Origin of the sequence: Butyrivibrio sp. VCB2006, assembly GCF_000420945.1 — a bacterium.
Classification (GTDB): Bacteria; Bacillota; Clostridia; order Lachnospirales; family Lachnospiraceae; genus Butyrivibrio.
The window spans coordinates 18,995-42,077 of the sequence record NZ_ATVX01000010.1 but is presented as its reverse complement, the minus strand read 5'-3'; the positions used below and the strand labels follow the sequence as shown (position 1 = coordinate 42,077).

The window sequence follows — 23,083 nt, the reverse complement described above, 5'->3', positions numbered from 1 at the left end:
ATAACATCGATACTAGTGTATGGGTAATTGATTGGAATATGGATAAAGTAAGACCAGGGAAAACAAACATTATAGGCATCACCGGCGGTGTGGGGGCAGGAAAGAGTACGGTCCTTGGCTATATAGGTGAGCATTATAATTGCCGCATCATTTTGTCGGACGATGTTGCCAACGATATCAAAAAAAAGGGATATCCCGCCTATGACGAGCTGGTAGAGCTTCTGGGGGAAGAAGTTCTGGGCGATGATGGTGAAATTGACCGCGGCAAGATGGCTTCGGCAATATTTAATAATAAAAATATGCTAAAAAAAGTTAATAATATTTTGCATCCTGCAGTAAATGCATTTATTATTAATATTATAGAGGATGAGAGAGCTCGCGGTGAGCTTGACTTTGTCTTTGTAGAGGCAGCTCTTTTGATTGAAAATGGCTATGACAAGATAGCAGATGAACTCTGGTATGTGTATGCGTCGGAAGATACCAGGAGGAAGAGGCTAAAGGCTTCAAGAGGATATTCTGATGAAAAGATAAATGATATCCTGGAAAAGCAGCTTGATGATGCCACTTTCAGGGAGCATTGCCAGTTTGTGATTGACAACAGTGGGAGCCTTGAAACTTCAGCGGCTCAGATTGACCGAAAACTTTCAGATTTTAGACTTAAGTAGACAACAGGTTGCATAATTAAGAGTATTGAGGGGACTTAAAGTATGCCTAGTTTAGAACAAGCTGATCAGAAGGTTGTATTTGGACTTGATATTGGAACCAGAAGTGTTGTAGGTACTGTTGGGTATATGAATGAAGGGCAGTTCAATGTAATTGCTCAGGCTGTTGAAACCCATCAGACCCGTGCCATGCTGGACGGACAGATTCATGACATCGGTAAGGTTGGCATGACAATCCGCATGGTCAAAGAAAAACTGGAGCAGCAGACAGATATCCATCTTACGGATGTTTGTATAGCTGCCGCTGGTCGTGTGCTTAAGACCGTCAGAATCACATATGATTACGAATATCCGGATGAACATGAAATCACGGATGAAGATATTTATAATCTGGATTCTTCTGCCGTTGAGAAGGCTTATTCCAAATTCCTTGAGGAAAATAATACAGGCCATAAGTTCTACCTGGTTGGATATTCTGTAATGCATTATTATCTGGATGGCTATCAGATTGCCAATCTTGAGGGACATAATGCAGGTAAGGTAAGCGTTGAGCTTATTGCCACATTCCTTCCGGACGACTGCGTTGATGCTCTTTATAAGGCCTGCGAGAGAGCAGGACTCAATGTTGCAAATCTGACGTTGGAGCCTATAGCGGCTATGATGGTTGCAATTCCTGACAGATTCCGAATGCTTAATCTTGCTCTTGTGGATGTAGGTGCCGGAACTTCCGATATCTGCGTAACAGACGACGGATCTATTACTGCTTACGGTATGCTTCCTATAGCAGGTGATGATATTACTGAAATTATTGCAAAAAAGTGTCTTGTGGACTTTAATGCCGCTGACGAGATCAAAATAAAAGCCAGTCACCAGGATGAAGTTAAATATGTGGACATCATGGGACTGGACAAGACTATAACAGCGAAGGAAATTGCGCAGATCATCAAACCTCAGGTAGAGATGATGGCTAAAAAAGCTGTTGAGGAGATAAAGAGACTTAACGGTGATAATCCTGTAAGTGCTGTATTTGTAGTAGGTGGCGGCGGATGCGTTCCGGGATACACCGAGTCAATTGCCAAGGAGATGGGAATCTCTGAGGAAAGAGTAGCACTTCGCGGTGAAGAAGTTATGAAGGGCATTACCTTCCTTAATAATGATGGTATTGAACGAGACTCACTTCTTGTTACACCGCTTGGTATCTGCTTTAGCTACTATGAGGAAGCCAATAACTTTATCTTCGTTTCCTTTAACGGAACTCAGACTAAGCTTTATGATAACGGTAAACTTCAGATTGTGGATGCTGCCATGCAGGTGGCTTTCCCTAATGAAGATCTTTTCCCAAAGAGGGGCGCAGAGCTTAAGTTTACAGTTAATGGCAAGGAGAGAACTTCCCGTGGTGAGCCCGGTGAAGCTGCAGTTATTACCCTGAATGGCAAGCCTGCAGATATTCACAGTAAGCTCCATGCCAATGATATTATTGATGTTAAGCCTTCTACTGCAGGAGAACCCGGTAAGGCTACAATTGAGAGCATTCCTGAGTTTAAGACCAAGTTTAATGTAAATGTAAATGGTAAGAGCGTAGAAGCTTCCAGATATGCTACGGTTAACGGTGAAGCTCAGACCGGATTCTATGATATTCAGCCCGGTGATGAGGTCAAGGTTCTTGATTACAATACTGCAGCGCAGATTGCAGAACTTATGGATATCACTCTTACAGAGGATACAGTAATCATCGTTAACAATGAGCGAGGGGATGCCAGCACTCCTGTATATGAGAACTTTAAAGTAGAATTCAAGGATCAGGAAGAAATGATCATGGATTACTACGAGGATTTCCCTAGTGCAGATGAGGAAGCAATCAGACTGGCTAATGAAGAATCTTATGAAAGCGATGATGATAACGTCAAGATAGTAGAGGGTAAGGATGGACAGCTGTCCTTCGAGGACCTTCCCGGTGAGAATTCTGAAGAGGCGTATGATAAGCCTGCAGAGCCAATCAGAAATATCCTGGCTCATGATCTTCATGTTGTCATCAATAATGAACCTACAACTCTTCATGGCAAGGCTGACTATATCTTCGTTGATATTTTCGATGCAATAGATTTTGATCTTTCCAAGCCAAACGGAAGGTCAATTGTGACCACCTTAAACGGCGGAACCCCTGACTATATGCAGCCAATAAGTGAAGGGGATAAGATTGAAGTATATTGGAAATAATTATATCTAAGATGCCGAGGGGTATGATATGATATACTCCTCGGTTGTTTTTATGTTAAAGAGTTTTGTTTGGAGTGTTTTATGAGATTTACAAGTATTGCTAGCGGTAGTAGTGGGAATTGTACCTATGTGGGTTCGGATAATACCCATATTTTGATAGATGCAGGAGTTAGTAAAAAGAGGATTGAAGAGGGATTAAACGGACTTGATCTTACACTTGGTGATCTGGATGCCATTTTTGTAACCCATGAGCATGTGGATCATATCGCAGCTCTTCATACCATTTTGAAAAAATATGATATACCGATTTATGCTACAGCGGGAACAATTCAGGGAATAAGAGTCAGTGATAAAAAGGCTGAGATGACAAATTCAAGGTTTATTCCTGTTTCTGTAGACAAAGAAGTCTCAGTTGGGGATATGATCATCAATCCAATGACTATATCCCACGACGCCAATGAGCCTTGCGGCTATAGAGTTTTCTGCGGCGATAAGAAAATTGGCGTGGCTACTGATCTTGGATGCTATACAGATTATACGGTAGAGTGCCTTCAAGACTGTGATGCACTTCTTCTTGAAGCAAATCATGATATCAGAATGTTGCAGACCGGTCCTTATCCATATCAGCTTAAGAGACGTATTCTTGGTGACTGTGGTCACCTTTCAAACGAAAAGAGCGGAGAGCTTCTCTGCAAGCTTTTGAATGATAAAATGCAAGGAATATTCCTGGGGCATTTATCCAAAGAAAATAATCTGCCTGAACTTGCATATGAGACGGTTCGAGTTGAAATTGATATGAATGATAATCCATATCATGCCAGTGATTTTAAGCTTATGGTGGCTAAAAGATCTGAGTTGTCACCGGTTTTAACATTTTGATCAATAGCAATTGACATTTGCTTAATATATTGGTATTTTTTTTACTAATGACGAACACGTGGGAGGAGTTTATGAACAAGACTATTATCACAGTTGTTGGTAAGGATACAGTGGGCATTATTGCTAAGGTATGTACATATCTTGCTGATGCAGGCATTAACATTCTTGATATTTCCCAGACTATCGTAAGTGGCTATTTTAATATGATGATGATCGTTGATATGGCCGGCACATCCAAGGAGTTCAACACAGTTGCGGATGATTTGGAGGAGCTTGGCAAGAATATCGGCGTTGTAATCAAGTGTCAGAGAGAAGAAATCTTTGACTCTATGCATAGAATTTAAATAATTCGACTCTGCTGCACCATGTTTATACGTGGCGCGGTAGAGTCGTTTGCGTATTAGGAGACCGGTTATGATTAATGTTAATGAAGTTGTAGAAACCAATGAGATGATTGAAAAAGAGAATCTGGATGTCAGGACCATAACTCTTGGTATCAGTCTTCTCGATTGTATCAGTACTGACTTGGATCAGCTTAATAAGAATATTTATAACAAAATATACGAGGCGGCCAAGGACCTTGTTGCTACAGGCGAACAGATTTCAAGGGAATATGGTATTCCTATCGTTAACAAGAGAATATCTGTTACTCCTATAGCTCTTGTGGGTGGTGCTGCCTGCAAGACTAAAGAGGATTTTGCAAGTATTGCGCAGACTCTTGATAAGGTTGCTAAAGAGGTTGGTGTAAACTTTATCGGTGGTTATTCTGCTCTTGTCAGCAAGGGAATGACACCTGCAGATAAGCTTCTGATTGAGTCTATTCCACTGGCTCTTTCAACCACAGATGTTGTGTGCTCATCGATTAATGTTGGCTCCACCAAGACCGGTATCAATATGGATGCCGTAAGACTTATGGGGTCTATAGTTAAGGAGACTGCTGAGGCTACCAAAGAAAATGATTCCCTTGGCTGTGCAAAACTTGTAATTTTCTGTAATGCTCCTGATGATAACCCATTTATGGCCGGAGCTTTCCATGGCGTTACAGAAGCAGACAAGATTATTAACGTTGGAGTATCAGGCCCCGGCGTTGTTAAGACTGCTCTCGAAAAGGTAAGAGGAGAGAGCTTTGAGGTCCTCTGCGAGACTATTAAGAAGACTGCATTTAAGGTAACCAGAGTTGGACAGCTTGTTGCAAAAGAAGCATCAGAGAGACTCGGTGTTCCTTTTGGAATTATCGATCTGTCTCTTGCGCCTACACCTGCAATAGGAGACAGCGTTGCTGATATTCTTCATGAAATTGGCGTTGAACATGCCGGCGCTCCGGGAACTACAGCAGCTTTGGCTCTTTTAAATGACCAGGTTAAAAAAGGCGGAGTTATGGCTTCTTCCTATGTTGGCGGATTGTCAGGTGCTTTTATTCCTGTAAGTGAAGATCAGGGCATGATAAATGCAGTTGAGGCAGGTGCCTTGACGCTTGAAAAGCTGGAAGCTATGACCTGCGTATGCTCAGTTGGCCTTGATATGATAGCTATTCCGGGCGATACCAAGGATACAACAATCGCCGGTATAATAGCAGATGAGATGGCCATTGGAATGATTAATCAGAAAACAACAGCTGTAAGACTTATTCCTGTAGTCGGAAAGGGCGTTGGCGAGACTGTAGAATTCGGCGGACTTCTCGGTTATGCACCAATAATGCCTGTGAACCAGTTCTCTTGTGATGCATTTGTTAATAGAGGCGGCAGAATTCCTGCACCTGTACACAGCTTCAAGAATTAATTATTTACCCCTTGCATTTTTGCGGGGGGTGTTTTAATGTATAACTGTACTAGTTATGTTAGTACAGTTAATATACATCTAAAACATCAGGTCAGTCAGCTGGGAACAGGCAACATTAACGTTTTATTAATTATGGTGGGGATGAGATGAACCTAATTGATTACCAGGATAGTAGACCTATCTACGAACAGATTGTTGAGAATTTCAAACTTCAGATGTACAAGGGAATCCTTCAGGCAGACGATCAGATGCCATCTGTAAGGAGCCTTGCAATGGAACTGTCCACAAACCCTAATACTGTGCAGAAAGCTTACGCTGAGCTTGAACGCCAGGGCTTTATCTATACGGTGAAGGGTCGAGGGAACTTTGTAAAGGGCAATTCCTCCATGATAGACAACAAGAAGAGTGAGCTTATTGAGTCTATTGTGAAGTTATTCAGAGAAGCAGAAGATGTAGGAATTCCTTTAGAAGAAATTATTGCTGAAATTAAGGATAGATTACAGATGGCAGGAGGTGCCAATGCATTAACTGCTGACAACAAAGGTTTAAAGGGAGGAAGGGCATGATTGAGTTACTGGAATTATACAAATCATTTGATGACATCAAGGCTGTCAATCATGTATCACTGAATATTCGTGATGGTGAAGTGTTTGGTCTTGTAGGTACAAACGGAGCAGGTAAGAGCACAATACTAAGAATAATTGCCGGGGTTATCAAACCTGACAAAGGTATTGTTTGTGTGGATAACAGACCTGTATATGACAACCCTGAGGTTAAAAAAGATATTTTCTATATTTCGGATGATCAGTATTTCCTTCCAAACAGTACTCCGGAGGAAATGGCTAATTACTACGAGGAAATCTACGATAAATTCGATAAGCTTCGTTTCTTTAAACTGTGTAACGGCTTTGGGCTTGATACAAAGCGCAAGATCAGCACTTTTTCCAAGGGAATGAAAAAGCAGGTTTCAATCCTATTGGGAATATGTGCAGGAACCAAGTTCCTTTTATGCGACGAGACCTTTGATGGCCTTGATCCTGTAGTACGACAGGGCGTTAAGAGCCTTTTCGCTGCGGAGATGTCTGACAGAGGACTTACACCAATAATCGCATCCCATAACCTTAGAGAACTTGAGGATATCTGTGATCACATAGGACTTCTCCATCAGGGCGGAGTGATCCTTTCCGAGGATCTTAGCGACATGAAGCTCAAGATGCAGAAAGTTCAGTGTGTATTTACAAATGATAGCGATGAAGAAAGTGCTCTGGAGGGCCTTAATGTTCTTATTCACGAAAAGAGAGGAAGACTTCACACTATTACAATGAGAGGCGACAGAGAAGAGGTTGAGTCGGCTTTCAAGAGAGGCAATCCAATATTCTTTGAAGTATTGCCACTTTCCCTGGAGGAGATATTTATTAGTGAAACGGAGGTAGTTGGGTATGACATCCGCAAGTTTATCCTTGAGTAATAGAATATCTAATCACAAAAAATATATAACAAGAACTCTGTGGTCATCCATCTTGGGCTTTGTACTCATGGCTGTTTATTATGTGTTTGGAACAATAGTCATGGTATCAAGATCAATTAACTTTGGAAGAATTCATCATCAGGCCGCAGCTGTAACACAGCATGAGAAATATCTTGCTGTTACAAGAGTTTTGGGACTTGAACAGGTAGGATGGGTTCTGGTAGCAGGAATTGCAATTGCCTTTGCCTTTCAGGGTTTTTCATATCTGTTTAACAACAGTATGATTGACTTTTACTTAAGTCAGCCTACAACAAGAAGAGAACGCATTAGGAAAAACTATTTAAATGCTATCTCAACTTTTGTAATGATGTATTTATCTGTAAATGTCATTGCTCTTATAATTGCAGCCTGCATGGGCGCGGTTAACAGCGTCGTTTTGTTATCTGTTCTTATAGAGTTTGTAAGAGTTTTGGTTTTATTCTTTGCTTTTTATAACATTACGATACTGGCAATTATGCTGACAGGAAATATGTTCATTGCAATGCTGGTGCTGGCCTTCTTTTTGGCTATTTCATTAGTTTTTGGCCTGGAGATAACTTCCTTCAAAGAAGTATTTTTTGCTACCTACTCAGCAAGAGGAGAGGCAGGGTTCTTTGGCTCTCCTCTCTATGACAGAATTTCAGCTTATGGCTTTTTAATGGGACTAAGATATAACATCAGTGATTACAGTAACTCTTTTGTTACGTTAGAAGAGAGCATCTGCGGAATAATACGTTATGATCTGGATACTCTGTTTGTTGGAATAATAGCCTTTGTTTTTGTCCTTGTCTTTAGCAAATTCAGAAGAGCTGAACATGCCGGAAAGGCTATTGTATATAGGCCATTTAGATGGGTGCTTAAGATTGTTTCCTGCATTCTCATAGGCCTGGGCTGCGGATATATCTTTTATTCCATGAATGGGTATATTTGGAACGGCTCAAGATTCTACATAATGATGTTTGTGGTTATGGTGCTTGCTACCATTATTTCCGGCTGCATTATAGAGGGCATTCTTGAGGGTAATATTCGTAGCATTTTAAATGGTAAAGCCCAGACAATTATGGCCCTGGCTGTGGTATCACTTATCTTTGTAATTTTCAGGGGGGACCTGATCGGATATGACAGTTATATACCTGATGCTTCTAAAGTTGAGAGCTGTGCACTTCTTAGTACCGGCTACAATTACAGACTACTTCGTGGCAATAAATACAGTGATTTTGAAAATAATCCTGAATTATATATGGAAATCACTGATGTTGAGAACTTCAACAAACTGGTAAAAGAGGGACTTAAGAACCAAAAGGTTTGGAAGAAGAGCCAGAATGACGGCACATATATTGATTGTGGCTGGAATGAGGATATCCTTTACAGGCTCAAAAATGGAAAGGTTGTATATAGAAGCATCTGCATCCCTTATAACATGGATACAAAGGTTCTTTCTGCAATCATCGATTCTCCGGAGTACAGGGAAGGCTATTTTGAAGTATTCCATGATGATGAAATGAGAGAGTATGACCTTGAAAATGCAAAAACAAGAAATGTACAGTACATTTCTTTTGCAGGAAATGAGACAACTAAAGAGCTGTCTTATGCTGAAATCAGTGATGCTTACATGAAGGATGTAGAAAATAACTTCACATTTGAAATGGCAAGCACAAATCGCCCTATTGGTCAGATTGAATTCGATAACTATGGCGATGAGGGATATTGCGAATGTACTCTTAATGTTTATGATTGTTACACAAATACCATTGAGCTGCTTAAAAAGTATGGTATCTATACAGATAGTGAAATAAACTTAGACATCATTGAAAGCATAGAGATAACAAATTATTATCCCGGTCACGATATTGAGAAAGAGGATGTTGATTCTATTGAAGAAAACACAGAATATGGCTATTTTACCTATACCGAAAAAGACCAGATTAGGGATATAATAGAGAATGTGGTTTGCAATGATTTTTACAGCAGATGGTACAGGTCATATGAACTTACCAACAATCAGTTTTCGGTAATTGCCAATGTACGAAACGGCAAGAACGGAACCAGCACGGTTGCAAGATATTATTCTTTTGAAATGGGGAAGGTACCAAGTTTTGTCTATTCAGATACCCAATAAGCTTACAGCACTTCAGAAGAAAAAGCTGATATCCTGGCTTTTTCTTCTGCCTTCACTACTTGGTGTATTGCTGTTTTTTGTGGCGCCCTTTGGGGTTGTTATCTACTATTCACTGATAAACAACCCTATACAGAAGGAATTTGTTGGCTTACGGAATTACATAAACGTTTGGAAAAATGCTGCATTTCAGCAGGCGGCTTCTAACACCTTTGTTTTTTCACTGATGGCTGTTCCGCTAGCAGTAATTCTTTCATTGTTTCTGGCGGCCGTTATGGAATCAAGGATTCCTTTTAAAAGCTATTTCAGGACTTTTTTCCTAAGCCCTCTGATGGTTCCTACAGCGTCAGTAGTTCTGATCTGGCAGGTAATGTTTCATCAGAACGGAATAGTTAACAATTTCCTCAGTGTGTTTGGTAATGACAAGATTGACTGGCTTAAGTCAGACAAAGCCTATATAGTTATTGTCGCTTTGTTTCTTTGGAAGAATCTTGGCTACAACATGATTTTATTTATGGCAGCCCTTGCCAGTATTCCCAAGGATTTATTGGAGGTGGCGGCCCTTGAAAATGCCAATAAGTGGCAGGTATTCTGGATCGTTAAGGTAAGATACATGTCTTCCACAATTTTGTTTGTAGCTATTATGTCACTTATCAGTTCCTTTAAGGTATTTAGGGAAATATACCTTATGACGGGAGATTACCCGTATCAGACCCTTTATATACTGCAGCACTTTATGAATAACACCTTTGCTTCTCTTGATTATCAGAAGCTTTCATCTGCAGCCATCATCATGTTCATTGTTGTAACCATTCTCGTTTATGCCATGTATGCAGTTGAGAACTGGTTTGGAAAGGATATTGAAGGGTGATGGATAAATGAGTGCTCAGGTTAGTTTCAAGAATAAATATAAAAAGAAAAAAATCAGAATTGATAACTTCAAGACAGTGCTTGTTACTGTGGCCGCAATAGTTTTTGCTTTTATTTTTCTTTTGCCAACTATACTGACAATAACCAATTCTTTTATGTCAGCATCGGAGATAAGTGCCAATTACGGAAGTATATTTGCAACTACTGAAAAGGGCGGAAAGGTATTCATATCCAAGACGGTAAATCTTAAGTTTATCCCGGATATGGTCAGCTTTACACAGTACTTTACGGTTTTGTTTAAGAGTCCGGAATACTTGTTCAAGTTCTGGAACTCCATTTTATACGTTGGTCCAATTGTTGTTTTTCAGCTGGTTATAGCCACCCTTGCAAGTTATGGCTTTGCCAGATATCAGGGCCGTGTTAAGAACATTATCTTTTTTGCATACATTATCATGATGCTGATGCCTTATCAGGTAACACTGGTTCCTAATTTCCTTGTATCCAAGGCTATAGGAATCTATGGAACGAAATGGGCCATCTGGCTTCCGGGAATATTTTCGCCCTTTGCGGTATATCTTTTGACCAAGTTTATGAGGCGTATTCCTACAGAAGTTATGGAGGCTGCGTCCATAGACGGGGCGAATGAGTGGTATATCTTCAGCAGGGTATGTTTCCCTTTGTGTAAGGGAGGAATTGCTTCAATTGCCATATTGGTGTTCTTTGATTATTGGAACATGGTTGAGCAGCCGCTTATTCTTTTGCCGGATTCGGATATGCATCCGCTATCGGTATTTTTGTCCAAGATTAATTCAGGGGAGATTAGTCTTGCTTTTGCAGTAGCAGTTATTTACTTGATTCCGCCGTTACTTATTTTCTTGTACGGCGAGGATTATCTGGTTGAGGGAATCTCATACCAGGGAGGAATAAAGGGTTAAAGGGAGTTTATTAAGATGTCAGACAAGTTTTCAAAAAATGATGATGTGGTAGAGGTAGTTGAGGGCAGCGTGGTTTCTGTCAAGGATAACGACAAGAAGCCTGTTGATAAAAAGGATATGATCAAGAATTTTGCAATTGGCTTTTTGTCAGTAATGCTGATTCTTACGTTCTTTTCCAACACAATTATGAATTATTCACTGCCTCAGGTTGCAACCCAGCAGATAAGCAGGGGATCCGTGAGCCCTCAAATCAGAGGTTCAGGAACTGTATCAGCTGAGGATCCATACAATGTGACATTAAAAGAGACCAGGAAGGTATCAGGTGTTGCTGTCAAAGAAGGAGCGCACGTGGAAATCGGAGATGTACTCTTTTACCTTGAGGATAGAGAGTCTGAGGAGCTTAAGACAGCCAGAGAAAACCTGGAAAAGCTGGAGCTTTCCTATGAGCAGGCACTTTTTTCAGGAGATGTTCCTGATGATGTCATTTCTAAGGTTAGAAGCGGGGCTACAACTTCCTATGATGCTTACCAGATTAAGCTTAAGGGTGTCAATGACAGATATGATGCAGCCAAGGCAGTGGCAGATGCAGCTACCAAGACTGTTGAATACCTGACTGATCTTCAAAGCCATGACAAGAACGAAATCGAATACCAGACTTTGACCTATAATTACGAGAATGCCAACGCTGAGTATCAGAAGAAGTATATTGAATATACCTATGATCCTAACGATACAGAGGCTATTGAAAAGGCCAAGAAGGAATGGACTCATGTTGAGGACGAGAATGACCGTGAGACCAAGGAACTTGAGACCTATAAGAGCCAGGTGGGCATTGGCTATGATCAGAAGCTGATAGAAGCAAAGGCCAATGAAACAGCTGCTAAGAAAGAACTTGAGAAGGCAGAAGAAGAGAAGACCAAGCAGGTAAAGAGTATAAATGCCGAGATATCCCTTTGCAATCAGCGTGACAGTATCAAGGAGCAGAAGGAAAAGATTGCTGAGCTTGAAAAAGAGTCTGTGGGAGCGTCTGTGAAGGCTCCTGTAGCAGGAACTGTATCACAGGTTAATAAGGCAGCCGGCGAGTCTATCTCTGCAGATGAGACTATAGCTGTAATACAGATTGACGGTAAAGATATGACTACAAGCTTTTCTGTAACAAATGCGCAGGCTCAGAAACTTCATGTTGGAGATGCTGCAAGACCTCAGAATTCATGGATGTTCAGCGATGAGTTTAAAGCAACACTCACATCTATTAAAAACGACAAGTCTGATCCATCAAACAGAAAGCTTCTCACTTTTAAGATTGAGAGTACCGAGGTTACTCCGGGACAGTCCATCTCTCTTGCCATCGGCGAGAGATCTGTTGACTATGACATGATCGTACCTAACAGCGCAATCAAGACCGGAAGCACAGGTAAGTTTGTACTTGTGGTAAACAGTAAATCCAGTCCTCTTGGAAACAGATATATTGCATCTAATGTAGATGTACAGGTTATAGCATCAGATGATAACTACTCCGCAATCAACGCAGCTCTTAATGGAGATGAGTATGTTATCACAACATCAACTAAGCCTGTTAAGGCAGGAGAACAGGTGAGGCTGGCAAACGAGTAATGGTTTTTGAAAAGATATTGGATTTTATAAAAAAGTTTTTTTCAAATAAAAAACGTAATATTATCCTGATAATTCTTGCTGCGTTATTGCTACTTGATCTTGTTATGGGGCTCTTTAGCAGAATCATTATCTCTAAAATGCCGGAGCAGCTTGGTGCTGACAGGTGGGATTATGATGGAAGCGTTGCCCAGGTAAGTCTTTTCTACACGGAGGATAGGGAAATTACCCCTGGTGAGATCAGAAAGCTGGAGTACAACTTTGAAAAAAAGCTTGTAGAAGCAGGAATTATTGCGGTGGATGACGATGAGAAAGAAGCCGACAAAAAGGAAATAGTTGATACCAACGTCCCTGGCAAGAAAAAGACGGATGATGAAAAAAGTCAGGAAGTTCAGGAAGAGGTTAAGGTATATAACAGCTGTTTTAGTGCTCAGGGGATATCAACAATTCTTTTTGAAAACAGAACAGCTGAGAATATCGTGACAATCGGCGTTGACGGTGACTTTTTCTTTTTCCATCCATTGGAGCTTGTAAGCGGCTCGTACTTTTCTGATGACGAAGTTATGAAGGATAAGATTGTCATCGATGAGGATCTGGCCTGGCAGCTATTTGGTTCTAATGATATCGTTGGCCAGTGCGTCACCATAGGCGGCGTAAACCATTATGTGGCAGGCGTTGTAAAAAGACAGGAAGGCCGTATGAATGAGGCGGCAGGCCTGTCAGAGAGTATCGTCTATATGTCTTATGATTCTCTTTCAAGATATGGAGAGATACTAAGCGGTAAGACAAGTAACGCTGAGATTTCTGAGGATGGTTCGACGGCCAATATTGGTGGGATAAACTGCTATGAGGTTGTGGCACCTAATCCAGTTGACGGACTTGTGGCTCAGAGCATTAAACTTAGCTCCGGCTATGATGATAAATATATTAACGTAGTCGATAATACGGACAGATTTTCGTTCTTTAAGCTTCTTGATGTCAGTACAAGCTTCGGTAAAAGAAGTATGTGGGATAAGCCTATTTTTTATCCTTACTGGGAAAATGTGGCAAGAGGTTATGAAGACGTATTGGCGCTACTTAATATGATCAGGCTTATTTGCAAAATTGCCTGTGTGCTAATTGTTTGTGTTATGGCTGTTCATGCTTATAGACATAAGACCTGGACAATTGAAGGCCTTATTGAGTATGCGGCTGATAAGAAATATGAACTTGAAACCAGGCAAAAAGCTAAGCTATCCGATAAAAAGCAGGATAACTTGTAATACTTGAGAGGAGATTATGAAAATGAGGAAAGTATTTAATAAGGGTATATGCATATCTCTTGCTACAATCCTTGCTATATCAGCTGCAGGGTGCGGTAAAAAATCCAATGATAGCTTGATTGAAAATGCAACTAAGTCATCCAAAGAGTATGTGTTTGCGACTGAAGTGCTTGATATTGCGGACAATGTTCAGAACATAAACAGAGTATCCTGTGTTGGAGACAGGGTTTATGCGTCAACATATTCATCAGGAGACCATATTGATGTTTATTCTTTTTATTCAGATGGTTCTGATGTACAAAACATAAAGCTTCCTTCCAAGGATAATGACAGTATTTCATATCTGAGCTTTGACGGCGAGGGTAATATTTATGGTATTAATTTTAAATATGCCTGGAGCAATGAGGAAATAGAAGACCCTGATGAAGAAGGACATTCGGAAGAATCAGACGATGGAGAAATGCATATCTTCACGGAAGAAGAGGCTGGTTCTGAGGAGGCAAGTTCTGAAGAAGTAAGTTCCGAAGAGGAAAGCTCAGAGGAGATTGCTTCAGAGGATGCATCAGATGAAATATCTGAAATAGAAACAGATTATTATTCTTCAGGTGAAGATGAGACCTATCTTGTAATTTACGATAAAGAGGGTAATCTTCAGGAAAAGATTGATCTGATGGCGGACTTTGGCGAAGATGGATACGTAGCTATCAATAGTTTTACTGTAACGGATGACGGAACAGCTCTTTTAAGCCTGGATCAGGGAATAATCAGTTATACCAAAGAAAATGGATTTAAAAAGCTTGTTGATCAGTCTCAGGTTAACGACTATATCTATTACCAGCTGTATAGAGGCTTTAATGGGCAGATATTTGTATCCTATTACGATGATAATGGTAATAACCTTTGCAGCTTTGATCCCAAAACAGGCACAATTGGTAGTAAGTCACAGGCTATTTCTGCCTATGGAGACAGAACATTTTTTGGCGGAAGTGGATATGATCTCTACATGAGCGATTCTGAAGGTTTCTGGGGATATGATGCAGCAAGCGATTCAATGACTAAGCTTATGGACTATGTGGATTCAGATATCGAGGCAGATGGATCTGTCAGTGCTGTGGTTGCAATAAGCGATGCTGAGTTTGTGGCTTGCCTTCCGGACGCTGATTACAATTTCTATTTGGCAAGACTTACCAAGGTGGCGCCTGAGGATGTTAAGGATAAAAAGATTCTTACTCTGGGCGGATATTACCTTGACTATGAAATTAGAAAACAGGCTTTTGCATTTAATAAAAATAATAGCGAATACAAGATTAAGTTTGTGGATTATTCTTCTTATGATACAGATGATAACTATGGAGCCGGAGCTGAAAAGCTTAATATGGACATCGTTTCAGGCAATACACCGGATATTCTTGTGATTTCCGATGACCTTCCGGTTGACAGTTATATTAATAAGGGACTGTTCACAGATCTTACTAATTATTTAGCTAATGATCCTGATGTATCGGAAAGTGATCTTTTGACTAATGTCGTTGATGCTTTCAAGACAGGAGATAAGCTTTATCAGCTCGTTCCAAGCTTTTACTTCGCAACAATGGTCATGAAGACCAAGCTTACTGATGGCAAGGATATTCTTACTTTCAAGGACTGCGAAGACCTCATGGATAAAATGGGGGCTACCAAACAGACAGCATTTGGGCTTGAAACCAGAAATGAGTTCCTTGAACAGGGCATAAGATATTCAGGAAATACATATATTGATTGGGAAAACAAGACCTGTCATTTTGACAGTGAGTCCTTTATACATTTCCTTGAATTCAGCAAGGATTTCGTAGAAGAATTCCCGGATAATGTATGGGAAGATTATAAAGATACTTTGTATAGAACTGATGATGCACTTTTCTCAATAATGTCCTTTAGTGAATTCCGTGATTATCAGTATTGGAAACAGGGAATGTTCGGCACAGATATATCTTTTGTCGGATATCCTAATGATATGGGCATAAATAACTCAATTATATATCCAAGTAAGCGTCTGGCAATCAGCTCCCAGAGCAAATACAAGGATGCTGCCTGGGAATACATAAAGGCTTTCCTGTCTGAAGAGTATCAGGATGATACATATTGCTTCCCTATCAGAAAGTCCAGCTTTGATAAAAAAGCAGATGAGATTACTCACAATCCATATTACGAAGAGGATGGTGTTAAGGTAGAGTATGAGGATTCCTACTATATCGGTGGTCAGGATATCCCTATGAAGCCTCTTACCAAAGACGAAGTTCTGGAGATTACAAACTTCATTAAGTCCCTGACTCTTGTCAGCAACTATAACTCAAGCGTTAATAATATTATTTTTGAGGAGGCATCCGCATATTATAGCGGGCAGAAGAGTGCAAAAGAGGTAGCTGATATCATACAGAGTAGATTATCAATCTATGTTAATGAAAATAGTTAATGAATTATATTACGTTGACAATAATGCAATAAATCAGATAATTATGTAAATATCATGTTATATTCTGAATAATGAATATAAAGATACGGCTATCGCTTATGTTTAAATAAGCGGTAGCCGTATTATTATGCTTGAAATGAAAATTTGATAAATACAAAATCAAAGATCTGAAGTACAGCAAGGGCACTTGGTTGCCTCGATGTTGATCTCGCTCTTACATTTAGGACAAATCTTGGTAGTAGCTGGTGCCTCAGCCTCTTCCTTGGCAAATTTGTTGGACACGCTGTTCATGAACTTAACAAGAAGGAAGATTACCAGAGCCATCAGAATGAAGTTGATAACTACTGTGATAAATGTTCCGTAGTTAAGTGTAGCTGCGCCGGCTTCCTTGGCAGCTTCCAATGTGGCGTAGCTTCCGCCATCAAGGACTACAAATTTGTTGTTGAAATCAACACCACCTGTAAGAAGGCTGATTACCGGCATGATAATATCATCTACAAGAGAGGATATTATCTTCTGGAATGCACCGCCGACGATAACACCGACAGCCATGTCCATCACGTTGCCACGCATGATAAACTCACGAAATTCTCCGGCAAGACCTTTGCTCTTACCTGCTACTTTTTTCATTTTTTCTGTCATTTCTCCTGCTTTCTACACAAATCTAGTTTGTGTTCCCCAAAAAGTCTGTTGTTTACGGGAACTATAGGTTCAATTCCTCTTGAAATTATACCATATATTGACTAAAATTAAATAGTCGGTGCTAGATATAGGCAAATATATTTGCAGGATTAGTACATCGGTAGTATATTAGCTTCCCAAGCTAAGGAGGCGGGTTCGATTCCCGTATCCTGCTTTTATCAAGTGATGTAAATAAGGACATATATATGGATTTGAATTTATTCGAATATCCATATATATGTCCTTATTTGCATCGCTAGATAAAAGCAGGCTGCACCTCTTGTCATAAAAATATTTGTCATTTTGCAGTACATTGTGCTATAATCATCTCTAGGTAATAGGGAGTAGCTTGCATGCTTAATGCATGTAACATATATCGTCAGCACAGGATTTATCCTCGGGATATGTTATAATTAGCGAGACTTTTACCACAATTTTTTTGTGGAAAAAAGGTCTCTTTTTTTCTGCATATTTTTAAGGAGGAAAAATATGTTACTAAATCTGTTACTGTTAATCGTTGGCTTTGTAGCTCTTGTAAAGGGAGCTGATTACTTCGTGGATGGCGCAGCCACCCTTGCTAAGGTATTCAGAGTGCCCAGCCTTATCATTGGTCTTACAATCGTTGCTCTTGGCACCAGTGCTCCGGAGCTTGCAGTCAGTACAACTGCAGCACTTGCCGGTTCCAATGAGATTGCGATCAGTAATGTCGTAGGATCAAATATGTTCAATCTTTTGGTGGTTCTTGGAGCATGTGCACTTTTCTGTACTGTTCCCGGAAGCAAAGATATCATTAAAAGAGATTTCCCATTTTCAATTATCGTTACAGTACTTGTTTTAATCTTTTCTTTTTCAAGCACTGTATTGGAAGGCGGACTGTTCTCACACAGCATGGCTGATCAGGCAGGATTGATCGGAAGAATAGAGGCTATAATTCTTATTGTTTTGTTTGTTGGTTATATTCTTGTACTTATTAAGTCTGCCAAAGAGAATAAAACTGAGGAATCAGAAGATAAACTCATGCCTGTATGGAAATGTTTCCTTTTTATTGTCCTTGGACTTGTTGCTATCGTAGGTGGTGGACAGGCAGTTGTATATAGTGCCAAAGAGATCGCCAGAGCCCTTGGTATGACAGAAACTCTTATCGGACTTACTGTAGTTGCCTTTGGAACATCACTTCCTGAGCTTGTTACATCAGTTATTGCAGCGAGAAAGAAGGAGACAGGACTTGCTGTCGGTAATGTAATTGGATCAAATATCTTTAACCTGATGCTTATCCTTGGCGTTTCATCAGCAGTTCATCCTGTAGCGGTGAATTTTGCTTCTTTCTTCGACCTTATTGTACTGATATTTATGAGTGTTGTTACATACCTCTTCCTTATCAGTAAAAAGGAACTTAACAGACCTGAGGGTATTGTTATGATATTGATTTATTTAGCTCAGGTTGCATTTGCAATTGTAAGATAAAAACAATTCGATTATAGGCCGCAAGGTATTAAGTTACCTTGCGGCTTTATTATGTGGTAAAATAACTAGGAATATTAAACTTAGGCATTGATGGGAATTGATTTATGGATGGAATAGAATTCAAACCGGTTTCTGATGAGAAGAAATCTTCAAATACGGCACTTATAGCCATGAGCGGCGGAGTAGACAGCAGTGTTGCAGCAGCCCTTACTCTTAAAAAGGGTTATAACTGTGTTGGCTGCACTATGAGACTTTATGAAAATGACATGGTGGGTCTAGATCTTCTGGGAACCTGTTGCAGTATAGAGGATACTAAGGATGCCAGAGCGGTTTGCGACAAGCTTGGTATTGAATACAATATTTATCATTATGAGGCTGAGTTCAAGGATAAGGTAATCGAGCCCTTTGTATGTAGCTATGAAAAGGGGGAAACACCAAATCCCTGCATCAGATGTAATAGATATCTTAAATTTGACAGCCTTTATAAAAGGGCATTGGAGTATGGATGTGACTATATAGTAACCGGTCATTATGCTCGAATTGAGGAAAAAGATGGTCATTTTTACTTAAAGAAAGCCAAAGACCTTAACAAGGATCAAAGCTATGTGCTGTATGATCTCTCTGAAGAGCAGCTTGCGCACACTCTTTTCCCTCTTGGAGAGTTTACTAAGCCGGAGGTAAGAGAGATTGCAGAAGAGTATGGCTTTGTGACTTCCCATAAGAGTGAAAGCCAGGATATCTGCTTTGTGCCTGATGGCGACTACGCCGGAATGATAAAGAGATACAGGAACAAGGAATATCCTCATGGGGACTTTGTTGATAAGGATGGAAAGGTTCTTGGGGAGCATGACGGAATAATCAATTATACTATTGGCCAGAGACGTGGCCTTGGTATTCCGGCAGATAGAAGGCTATATGTAACCAAACTTGATGTTGAGAATAATAAGGTTATTCTTGCAGACAACATAGATCTTTTCAAAAGAGAGCTCATAATCAGAGACTTCCATTGGATAACTGGAACTGAGCCGACAGATGAATTTAGATGCCAGGCCAAGATCAGATATAAACACAAAGAGCAGCCGGCATCCGTTATACCGCTTGGAGATGGCAAGGCCAAGGTTATCTTTGATGAACCACAAAGAGCAATCACAGCAGGACAGTCAGCTGTACTGTATGATGGCGATGTAGTTCTTGGCGGCGGCATTATTGATAGTATTATTGATGGGAAGGAGTAATTATGTTATACGGAGCTTTGGAAGCAGGCGGAACCAAGATGGTGTGCGCAATTGGAGATGAAACTGGCAAGATCCACGAGCAGGTTTCAATACCTACAACAACACCGGATGAAACAATGCCTCAGATAATCAATTACTTTAAAGATAAAGGCATTGCTGCCATTGGAATAGCATGCTTTGGCCCTATAGATCTTGATAAGAAATCTGAGACCTATGGGTACGTTACATCTACGCCAAAGACTGCCTGGAAGGACTTTAATATTGTAGGCTATGTTAAGGATGCACTTGGCATTCCTGTAGGCTTTGACACTGATGTTAATGGTTCGCTTCTTGGGGAAATTACCTATGGTTGTGCCAAAGGGCTTACAGATGCCATATACCTTACTATCGGTACCGGAATTGGCGGCGGAGTTATGACAAATGGCAAACTCCTTCATGGAATGATGCACCCCGAACTTGGTCACGTTATCGTCGGCAAAAGAGCTGATGATAAGGGTGAATGTGTCTGTCCATATCATGACAGTTGCCTTGAGGGCCTTGCGGCAGGACCATCTATAGAAAAGAGATGGGGGAAGAAGGCCAAAGAGCTTGCTGATAATGAAACTGTCTGGGAACTGGAAGCTGACTACATTGGTACTGCACTAGTGAATTTCTGCATGACACTTAGCCCACAGAAGATTATTCTTGGTGGCGGCGTTATGCATCAGATGCAGCTGTTTCCTTTGATCAGAAGAGTGTTTAAGGAGAAAATGGCAGGATATATTAGCACCAAGACCTTGGATAACTTAGACGAATACATTGTTCCGGCAAGCCTCAATGATGATCAGGGAATTATGGGAGCTATAAAGCTTGCTATTGATGCAGAGAATTAATGATAATAAAGAAGACTAGTATAATCAAGTTGTGATATGTACTAGTCTTTTTGTTTACATTCTGCGCATCTGTATTAGAAAAGAACTTCCTTGAATAGAGTAGTTGTTCTCTCTTTGCCGATTGCCTTTAGGAATACGTCTGTTGCGGGACCACCATTGTTAAGGAGTCCATCTACATAATAATCAGTTTTTTTCTGTTTGGTTTCAGCATCGGAAACAGAAGGAGCGCTGATACTGATGAAAGCTTTCATGTATTCTATTGCCATAGCGTTAAATTTATCAGAGTCAGCTTTTTTGCCTGAATATGTAACCGTCTGAGGAAGCTTAATGTTCTCATACCACTGTGGGCCAGGTGTAAAAGCCGGCAGATCCTTATACTTTTCTTTTATCTTATCCAGGGCTTCGAATGAAGGCGGATCTATCATGGTATCATACAACTCAATATAAAGCTTGTCGTTGCCCATGGCTTTTATTCTGTCATAGGAGAAAATTGGAAGATCTTTTTCCAATGGAGTGATGATAAGAGTGTCCATTTTCATTAGGCCGAAAAAGCCCTTTGAACTCATGGTTGAAACATGACCAAGGCCTTCTGCCTCGTAAGATCCTATAGTAAATGTCATCCCCTTGATTTTGATTCCATCGAAGCCTGCGCTGCCGCGGCTTATAAGCGGATATTTGGAAGTTATTGTTTCTAGTAACTGCGAAATCAATGTGAAATCCCCCTTAGCTTTTTTAAACACTAATACTAAGTTACTCCAAAGGAAAGTCCTTGTAAAGAAGATATAATGTAGATTTCACATCAAAAAAATTGCCGGAAAGCAATAAATGACTATATTTGAAGATTAGTAGTTGCTATAATAGTGATAATTACTGTATAGGGAGGCTTGTGGTGAAAAAAGTATTTGTTAATCAGGTTGGTTTTTTATGTAATGCCGAAAAGAAAGCTGTTTTGAACTTTGAAGCTCACGACTTTTATGTTGTGGATGAAAATGGTAAAAACGCTTTTGAAGGAGATGTGAAGCATTTCGGAACAGATGAAATATCCGGAGAAGATGCATTTGTTGCTGATTTCAGCGCCCTCACAGCAAAGGGAAAATATAAAGTTGTTGCGGGTGGAATCGAAAGCGCCACATTTGAAATTGGAGATAATGCATACGACAAACTCATGAAGGATATATGCAAGTGCTTTTATTTCCTCAGATGCGGTGATGCGCTCGCAAGGGAGTATGCAGGAGAGTATCATCATGAGCCTTGCCATATGACAAAGGCTACCGTTTACGGAGAAGATACCGAACCTGTTGATGTTACAGGGGGATGGCATGATGCAGGAGACTACGGCAGATATTCAACAGCAGGAGCAGTTGCTGTAGCTCATCTATTATATGGAGTGCGTTTCTTTAAGGGGCTTTTGGATGTTCATTATGATATCCCAAAAGAAAGCTGTGATAAGGGATATCTTCCTGAGATTCTTGCTGAGGTCAAGGTTGAGCTTGATTTTCTTATGAAGATGCAAAGGGAAAACGGATCAGTATGGCATAAGGTTACTACCTTTAATCATGCCGATTTCATTATGCCCGAGGATGACAAAAATGAGCTGTTTTTATTTGCTGTGTCTTCAATTGCAACAGCGGATATTGCAGCAGTATTCGCGCTGGCAAGCACAATTTATAAAGAGTACGATGCTAAATATGCCGATAAGCTTATGGAGCGTTCTCTTTTAGCGTATAAGTGGCTTTCTGAGAATCCTGATGAGCTTTTGTTCTTCAATCCGGAAGGTTCCAACACCGGCCAGTATGATGAGGCTGAGGATATATCAAACAGATTTTGGGCGGCGTGCTCAATGTATGAAGCAACCTCTGACGGTAAATACTATAGCGAGGCTATGGCACTAAAGGAGAGACTGGCAGCATTTGATAAGAAGCTTCAGAAAAAGGGATATCAGGGAGATGTATTTACATGCCTTGGATGGGCAGAAGTAGCCGGCCTTGGCAATTTATCTCTTATTCTAAAAAGAGAAGATAATACTCTTTGCCTGAACGCAAGAAGCAGCTTTTTATCTGAAGCTGACAGACTTGTCTTAGTTGCATCCGGAAATGGCTTTGGACTTTGCATGGATAAAAAAGATTTCATTTGGGGAAGTAATATGGAGCTTCTTAAGTATCTGATGGTACTTACTGTAGCTTATAGACTCGATTCAAAGAAGAACTATAGGAACGCTATAGAATCGGGACTTGATTATCTTCTTGGCTGCAATAGCATGGATGTAAGCTATGTGACAGGAAACGGAGAGAAGGCATATAAGAATCCCCATCTTCGTCCCACCGCTATAGATGATATTGAACAGCCTTGGCCAGGACTTGTTTCCGGAGGCCCCAATGTTGGTCTTCACGATGAAAAGGCACAGGAACTTAGAGGAAAAGACCTACCTCCAATGAAATGCTATCTGGACGACATTGCCTGCTACTCACTAAATGAAATTACAATCTACTGGAATTCTCCGCTTGTGTTCGTTCTTGCAGGCCTGCTTAATAAATAAGTAAA

The 23,083-nt window shown here is 40.4% G+C and carries 19 protein-coding genes and 1 tRNA gene; 18 read left to right on the top strand and 2 right to left on the bottom strand.

The features are described 5' to 3' along the window. The first annotated feature begins 38 nt into the window (after nucleotides 1-38). From coaE to G613_RS0110910, 13 genes are all read left to right on the top strand, one after another. Nucleotides 39-665 carry a dephospho-CoA kinase gene (gene coaE / locus G613_RS0110970; RefSeq protein WP_029674849.1) on the top strand — a complete coding sequence of 209 codons (627 nt, stop codon included), beginning with the start codon at nucleotides 39-41 and terminating at the stop codon, nucleotides 663-665. A gap of 42 nt (nucleotides 666-707) precedes the next feature. After that, nucleotides 708-2,879, top strand: a complete 2,172-nt coding sequence (locus tag G613_RS0110965) for a cell division protein FtsA (RefSeq protein WP_029232678.1) — start codon at nucleotides 708-710, stop codon at nucleotides 2,877-2,879. Nucleotides 2,880-2,960: 81 nt separating this feature from the next. Next, complete coding sequence (locus G613_RS0110960) at nucleotides 2,961-3,758, top strand: MBL fold metallo-hydrolase (RefSeq protein WP_029232677.1); 798 nt, start codon at nucleotides 2,961-2,963, stop codon at nucleotides 3,756-3,758. Between the two features lie 71 nt (nucleotides 3,759-3,829). Continuing rightward, entirely contained in the window at nucleotides 3,830-4,102 is a 273-nt protein-coding gene (locus G613_RS0110955; protein WP_029232676.1) for an ACT domain-containing protein, read from the top strand. Nucleotides 4,103-4,172: 70 nt separating this feature from the next. Further along, nucleotides 4,173-5,537, top strand: a complete 1,365-nt coding sequence (locus G613_RS0110950; protein WP_029232675.1) for a PFL family protein — start codon at nucleotides 4,173-4,175, stop codon at nucleotides 5,535-5,537. 146 nt (nucleotides 5,538-5,683) lie between these two features. After that, nucleotides 5,684-6,103 carry a GntR family transcriptional regulator gene (locus G613_RS0110945; RefSeq protein ID WP_029232674.1) on the top strand — a complete coding sequence of 140 codons (420 nt, stop codon included), beginning with the start codon at nucleotides 5,684-5,686 and terminating at the stop codon, nucleotides 6,101-6,103. Then, nucleotides 6,100-7,005 carry an ABC transporter ATP-binding protein gene (locus G613_RS0110940; RefSeq protein WP_029232673.1) on the top strand — a complete coding sequence of 302 codons (906 nt, stop codon included), beginning with the start codon at nucleotides 6,100-6,102 and terminating at the stop codon, nucleotides 7,003-7,005. Before G613_RS0110945 ends, G613_RS0110940 begins: the two co-directional genes overlap by 4 nt. Further along, nucleotides 6,977-9,163 carry a DUF6449 domain-containing protein gene (locus G613_RS0110935; protein ID WP_029232672.1) on the top strand — a complete coding sequence of 729 codons (2,187 nt, stop codon included), beginning with the start codon at nucleotides 6,977-6,979 and terminating at the stop codon, nucleotides 9,161-9,163. The genes G613_RS0110940 and G613_RS0110935 overlap by 29 nt, the downstream gene beginning before the upstream one ends. Beyond that, nucleotides 9,141-10,031, top strand: coding sequence for a carbohydrate ABC transporter permease (locus tag G613_RS0110930; protein ID WP_029232671.1), 891 nt, complete (start codon nucleotides 9,141-9,143; stop codon nucleotides 10,029-10,031). The genes G613_RS0110935 and G613_RS0110930 overlap by 23 nt, the downstream gene beginning before the upstream one ends. A gap of 7 nt (nucleotides 10,032-10,038) precedes the next feature. After that, nucleotides 10,039-10,965 carry a carbohydrate ABC transporter permease gene (locus G613_RS0110925; RefSeq protein ID WP_029232670.1) on the top strand — a complete coding sequence of 309 codons (927 nt, stop codon included), beginning with the start codon at nucleotides 10,039-10,041 and terminating at the stop codon, nucleotides 10,963-10,965. A 15-nt stretch (nucleotides 10,966-10,980) separates the two neighbouring features. Further along, complete coding sequence (locus G613_RS0110920; protein WP_029232669.1) at nucleotides 10,981-12,579, top strand: HlyD family efflux transporter periplasmic adaptor subunit; 1,599 nt, start codon at nucleotides 10,981-10,983, stop codon at nucleotides 12,577-12,579. Beyond that, nucleotides 12,579-13,838 carry an ABC transporter permease gene (locus G613_RS0110915; RefSeq protein ID WP_029232668.1) on the top strand — a complete coding sequence of 420 codons (1,260 nt, stop codon included), beginning with the start codon at nucleotides 12,579-12,581 and terminating at the stop codon, nucleotides 13,836-13,838. The genes G613_RS0110920 and G613_RS0110915 overlap by 1 nt, the downstream gene beginning before the upstream one ends. A 22-nt stretch (nucleotides 13,839-13,860) precedes the next feature. Continuing rightward, a complete protein-coding gene (locus G613_RS0110910) occupies nucleotides 13,861-16,290 on the top strand; it encodes an ABC transporter substrate-binding protein (protein ID WP_029232667.1) in 2,430 nt (809 codons plus the stop codon). Nucleotides 16,291-16,449: 159 nt separating this feature from the next. On the opposite strand, the gene mscL is transcribed toward G613_RS0110910, so the two are convergent. Continuing rightward, the gene (gene mscL / locus G613_RS0110905; RefSeq protein ID WP_029674845.1) at nucleotides 16,450-16,920 is read right to left on the bottom strand and encodes a large conductance mechanosensitive channel protein MscL; all 471 of its coding nucleotides are present in this window, start codon (nucleotides 16,918-16,920) and stop codon (nucleotides 16,450-16,452) included. 155 nt (nucleotides 16,921-17,075) lie between these two features. On the opposite strand from mscL, the gene G613_RS0110900 reads away from it, so the two are divergent. The 4 genes from G613_RS0110900 to G613_RS0110885 all read left to right on the top strand — a co-directional run bounded on the left by G613_RS0110900 (nucleotide 17,076) and on the right by G613_RS0110885 (nucleotide 20,542). Then, nucleotides 17,076-17,146, top strand: a tRNA-Gly gene (locus G613_RS0110900). A gap of 314 nt (nucleotides 17,147-17,460) precedes the next feature. Continuing rightward, nucleotides 17,461-18,435 (top strand): calcium/sodium antiporter, encoded by a 975-nt coding sequence (locus G613_RS0110895; protein ID WP_029232665.1) that lies wholly within the window; start codon nucleotides 17,461-17,463, stop codon nucleotides 18,433-18,435. Nucleotides 18,436-18,539: 104 nt separating this feature from the next. Beyond that, nucleotides 18,540-19,670 carry a tRNA 2-thiouridine(34) synthase MnmA gene (mnmA, locus tag G613_RS0110890; protein ID WP_029232664.1) on the top strand — a complete coding sequence of 377 codons (1,131 nt, stop codon included), beginning with the start codon at nucleotides 18,540-18,542 and terminating at the stop codon, nucleotides 19,668-19,670. A gap of 2 nt (nucleotides 19,671-19,672) precedes the next feature. Then, nucleotides 19,673-20,542, top strand: a complete 870-nt coding sequence (locus tag G613_RS0110885; protein ID WP_029232663.1) for an ROK family protein — start codon at nucleotides 19,673-19,675, stop codon at nucleotides 20,540-20,542. A gap of 74 nt (nucleotides 20,543-20,616) precedes the next feature. Here G613_RS0110885 and G613_RS0110880 read toward each other — a convergent pair whose 3' ends face one another. Then, complete coding sequence (locus G613_RS0110880) at nucleotides 20,617-21,252, bottom strand: hypothetical protein (RefSeq protein ID WP_029232662.1); 636 nt, start codon at nucleotides 21,250-21,252, stop codon at nucleotides 20,617-20,619. A 179-nt stretch (nucleotides 21,253-21,431) separates the two neighbouring features. Between G613_RS0110880 and G613_RS0110875 the strand changes: the two genes are divergently transcribed. Further along, entirely contained in the window at nucleotides 21,432-23,078 is a 1,647-nt protein-coding gene (locus G613_RS0110875; protein WP_029232661.1) for a glycoside hydrolase family 9 protein, read from the top strand. Nucleotides 23,079-23,083: the final 5 nt, after the last annotated feature.

Excerpts from the sequence above, each read along its gene's own strand:
- coaE (WP_029674849.1), top strand. The coding sequence starts at position 39 with ATGGATAAAGTAAGACCAGGGAAAACAAACATTATAGGCATCACCGGC.
- G613_RS0110965 (WP_029232678.1), top strand. The coding sequence starts at position 708 with ATGCCTAGTTTAGAACAAGCTGATCAGAAGGTTGTATTTGGACTTGAT.
- G613_RS0110960 (WP_029232677.1), top strand. The coding sequence starts at position 2,961 with ATGAGATTTACAAGTATTGCTAGCGGTAGTAGTGGGAATTGTACCTAT.
- G613_RS0110955 (WP_029232676.1), top strand. The coding sequence starts at position 3,830 with ATGAACAAGACTATTATCACAGTTGTTGGTAAGGATACAGTGGGCATT.
- G613_RS0110950 (WP_029232675.1), top strand. The coding sequence starts at position 4,173 with ATGATTAATGTTAATGAAGTTGTAGAAACCAATGAGATGATTGAAAAA.
- G613_RS0110945 (WP_029232674.1), top strand. The coding sequence starts at position 5,684 with ATGAACCTAATTGATTACCAGGATAGTAGACCTATCTACGAACAGATT.
- G613_RS0110940 (WP_029232673.1), top strand. The coding sequence starts at position 6,100 with ATGATTGAGTTACTGGAATTATACAAATCATTTGATGACATCAAGGCT.
- G613_RS0110935 (WP_029232672.1), top strand. The coding sequence starts at position 6,977 with ATGACATCCGCAAGTTTATCCTTGAGTAATAGAATATCTAATCACAAA.
- G613_RS0110925 (WP_029232670.1), top strand. The coding sequence starts at position 10,039 with ATGAGTGCTCAGGTTAGTTTCAAGAATAAATATAAAAAGAAAAAAATC.
- G613_RS0110920 (WP_029232669.1), top strand. The coding sequence starts at position 10,981 with ATGTCAGACAAGTTTTCAAAAAATGATGATGTGGTAGAGGTAGTTGAG.
- G613_RS0110915 (WP_029232668.1), top strand. The coding sequence starts at position 12,579 with ATGGTTTTTGAAAAGATATTGGATTTTATAAAAAAGTTTTTTTCAAAT.
- G613_RS0110910 (WP_029232667.1), top strand. The coding sequence starts at position 13,861 with ATGAGGAAAGTATTTAATAAGGGTATATGCATATCTCTTGCTACAATC.
- mscL (WP_029674845.1), bottom strand. The coding sequence starts at position 16,920 with ATGAAAAAAGTAGCAGGTAAGAGCAAAGGTCTTGCCGGAGAATTTCGT.
- G613_RS0110895 (WP_029232665.1), top strand. The coding sequence starts at position 17,461 with ATGTTACTAAATCTGTTACTGTTAATCGTTGGCTTTGTAGCTCTTGTA.
- mnmA (WP_029232664.1), top strand. The coding sequence starts at position 18,540 with ATGGATGGAATAGAATTCAAACCGGTTTCTGATGAGAAGAAATCTTCA.
- G613_RS0110885 (WP_029232663.1), top strand. The coding sequence starts at position 19,673 with ATGTTATACGGAGCTTTGGAAGCAGGCGGAACCAAGATGGTGTGCGCA.